4 protein-coding genes and 1 pseudogene are annotated in these 3,054 nt (G+C 68.0%); 3 read left to right on the top strand and 2 right to left on the bottom strand.

What is annotated here, in order from left to right; translation table 11 throughout:
- Window positions 1-317: 317 nt before the first annotated feature.
- Window positions 318-665 (top strand): hypothetical protein, encoded by a 348-nt coding sequence (locus AC0699_RS39520; protein ID WP_478671476.1) that lies wholly within the window; start codon window positions 318-320, stop codon window positions 663-665.
- 58 nt (window positions 666-723) lie between these two features.
- On the top strand, window positions 724-1,539 hold the full coding sequence (locus AC0699_RS39515) for a hypothetical protein (protein ID WP_478671469.1): 816 nt from the start codon (window positions 724-726) through the stop codon (window positions 1,537-1,539).
- Between the two features lie 152 nt (window positions 1,540-1,691).
- Here AC0699_RS39515 and AC0699_RS39510 read toward each other — a convergent pair whose 3' ends face one another.
- Together AC0699_RS39510 and AC0699_RS39505 are read right to left on the bottom strand one after the other, a co-directional pair.
- Entirely contained in the window at window positions 1,692-2,321 is a 630-nt protein-coding gene (locus tag AC0699_RS39510) for a C39 family peptidase (RefSeq protein WP_478671463.1), read from the bottom strand.
- Between the two features lie 26 nt (window positions 2,322-2,347).
- A complete protein-coding gene (locus tag AC0699_RS39505; protein WP_478671480.1) occupies window positions 2,348-2,494 on the bottom strand; it encodes a hypothetical protein in 147 nt (48 codons plus the stop codon).
- Between the two features lie 458 nt (window positions 2,495-2,952).
- On the opposite strand from AC0699_RS39505, the pseudogene AC0699_RS39500 reads away from it, so the two are divergent.
- A pseudogene (locus tag AC0699_RS39500) lies at window positions 2,953-3,054 on the top strand (transposase); the annotation flags it as partial.

Raw genomic sequence — 3,054 nt, 5'->3', positions numbered from 1 at the left:
CGACAACACCAAGCCCGCATCAGCCACTACAAACAACGCGGCCACAGACCACCGGAAACTGTCCCACCGTCACACAAAAGACCGTTGCAGTACTAAGCGGCGGAGCCACGTGGCAGACCAGCCGTTCATTGTGATCATGCGGAACAACTGCACGGTCCAGTCCTTCGACGAGCCCATCAGCACCATCGCCACCGGCCACCATCACATGCTGGTCCGCCCCGGCCGCACCGTCGATGACTGGTCCTGGCCCCGGCGTTCGCCTCTGCGCGAGCGCCGGGGCCGGGCTTCTCGGCTCCAGACTTCAAGGAGGTTCTTCCGTGTATTCCCTGACTCCCGGCTATCGCGTGCTCGCCCTACAGCGCGGGCTCAGCCCTGTCGAGACCTTGCTGACGAAAGCGAACGCCGGGGTCGGGGGCGCCGTGCTGATGTCGGCGATGATCACCCCGCCGCCGGTCTGGACGTTCGGCGCGGTGGGCGCCGCCGCAGCGCTGCTCAACCTCGCGCCGGGGCCCCGCTCGATCGCCCGCTGGGCCGTCGGCTACCGGCACCTGCGCGAACACACCGCACCCGAAGCAATGGCCAGGCAGCCGGGCGAGACGGCGACGTGGACGTTGTACCCTGGTCACGGCACCCTGCAGGACCCAGCACCGGGCGGGGTTCCATAACGCGTTCTCCCGCGGGCTTGCGTTCGCCGGCAACCAGGCCCGCACCGCCGGTGTCCAGGTGCACGTCACCCACCTCGCCGCCGTGGGCGAGTGCACCGCCCGCACCCAGACGGTCTCCGTCCGTGTGCCGAAGGGGCTGGGGCAGGCTTCCCGGATCCTCGGAACGCTGGAGGGCGAGTTCGCCCGCCTCGGCGCACTGACGCCGGCGGAGCCGGAGCCGGCCCCTGTCGCGGTCGAGCGTGGCCCCGGTTGGATCGAGCTGGACAACGGCCGGTATGCCGCGACGGCGCGGGTCACCGCATGGCCGCATGCGACCGACGGCGACCTGATGACGAAACTGCACCTCGGTGAGGGAGAGGCGGACCGACACAACCCGCTGTTCGGCACCGACCGGTCGTTCGCGGACCTGTACCGGCCGCTTCCCGCAGCCCAGTCCCGCCGGTCCGCGAAGTGGCAGTCGGCCGAGGCTGAGGCGTTCACCACGGACAAGATCAAGGCCACCACGCACGAGATCGCGAGCGGTACGACGCACGGTGCGCTCGTGGAGGGCGCGGCGCTCGTCGATGGGGACGCCTACATGACGGTGTGGGGCGACAGCCCGGAGGCCGTCACTGATGCCTGCTGGCAGGCCTCGCTCACCGCCGACCGGCACCGCATCCGTCTGGACTGGCTTGCGGGCCAGCAGCACCGCGCACACGTGGTGACCACCCCGCACGGGGCCTCCACCAGGAGCGAACTGATCCAGCGACTGCTGAAGAACAGCCGCAAGGCGTCGCTGTCGCTGGACGTGGTGATGCACACCCTCTCAGCCGCCGTCCGCTCATCGTCGGCCGCTCGTCCTGCGCAGGCATCGGCGGTAGCCAGATGCCGATAGTACACAAACGCCCATACCTGGGATGAGACGGGATCAGATCCGCCAACACGGGCGCCGCCGTCGTGGCTTTTGCACTACAAGCCTTACCAACCTCAGCAGCACCATAGAGACCGAGAAGCTGACCTGGGCGATGCCGGCGAGGGTCTGGGGAATCATGAGGCTCCTTGCGCAGTGGGCCCCAGCACGACACCGCGGCCGGCGAAGAACCGGTCAAGGTCCGTCCAGGGCACGGTGTGGAACTCCTGGGACCGTCCGGGAAAGCCGGATGGGTTGTGCAGCACAACGCCGCGGGGGCCAGAGCCGACAGCGAGCACCAGGTGCCCACCGCGCCCGGCCGGCGCCGCATCGAGGGTGCGGATCGTCTTGTGGACGGAGAGCAGCAGCAGATTCCCTCGCGCGACGTGGGCGTCGATCTCCTCGGCGGCCAGCTCGGGCCGAACCTCGGCGTGCAGGTTCCAGCGGCTTTTGACCCAGTCGGCGAACGGCGCGTAGATGAGGCCCTTCACTGTCGTCTCACCAGTACGCACATAGGCTCCGGCGGTAAGGGCTTCGCGCAGCAGCGGCACCGACGGCGGCACCGAATGGCCCCAGAAATCCAGCGCCATCCGCAGGCACGCCATGCCGCACATGCGCGGCGCCCAGAACGCGTACTCCTCTCGGCTGTCGGCACCGGACTTCTGCCAGAGCGGATCGTCAGCCGCCAATCTGGTACCCGTGACGAACTCGGGCACCAGATCGGCAGACTCCCACTGCGAGTAATACGGGACAGAGTGCGTGGTCATGGAGCCAGTCATGACCCCACAGTCTCCTATGGCACGTACGCAGGCTTCGTGAACGCCGTGTCCAACACGTGCACGATCAGCTCCTCGTACGAGATGCCGGCCGCACGGGCCATCGTGGCGAGGTTCCCCAGCTCGGACAGTCCCGGCACGGTATTGATCTCCAGCCACGGCATCAACATCGCCGACCCCACCAGGCGCCTCGCCCACGGCCGCGTCGCGCAGACCATCCTCCTCGCCCTGATGATCTGCAGCACCAACCTGCACTCGCTCTTCACCTGGGCCCAGACCACGACCAACGCGACCAGCGGCAGAACGATCGACTCGACCACCGAACCCACGGAATCCGCTTCGGCCGCCATCACCGCGAACGGGCTTTCCCCGCCCCCCAAGCCGGCAACGGTCCGCACGAGCACCTGACACCCCGGCACCACACGACGGGCTCACACACGTCCAGCAGCAACCCCGGCAACCCTCACGCACCCAAACCCCAGGCCGATCCTCCGCCAAACAACCACCCGAGGCCCCGACCGCGTTCGGACACCACCTCGAACAGACCCCGGAAACGCCAAGATCCCGCCCGATCAATCAGATCGGACGGGATCTCGTGAACTCTTCCTGAGCAAACTCAAGAACAGTCGTGACCACGCAGGCCGGGGACCTGGACCTGGCGATCCCCAAGGTCCGTACCGACAGCTTCTTCCCCAGCCTGCTGGAACGCCGGCGCCGCATCGAC

The sequence above is a fragment of the Streptomyces sp. NPDC043870 genome, assembly GCF_056435785.1.
This window is presented reverse-complemented; position numbering and strand designations above follow the sequence as displayed.

Excerpts from the sequence above, each read along its gene's own strand:
- AC0699_RS39510 (WP_478671463.1), bottom strand. The coding sequence starts at position 2,321 with ATGACCACGCACTCTGTCCCGTATTACTCGCAGTGGGAGTCTGCCGAT.
- AC0699_RS39505 (WP_478671480.1), bottom strand. The coding sequence starts at position 2,494 with ATGCCGTGGCTGGAGATCAATACCGTGCCGGGACTGTCCGAGCTGGGG.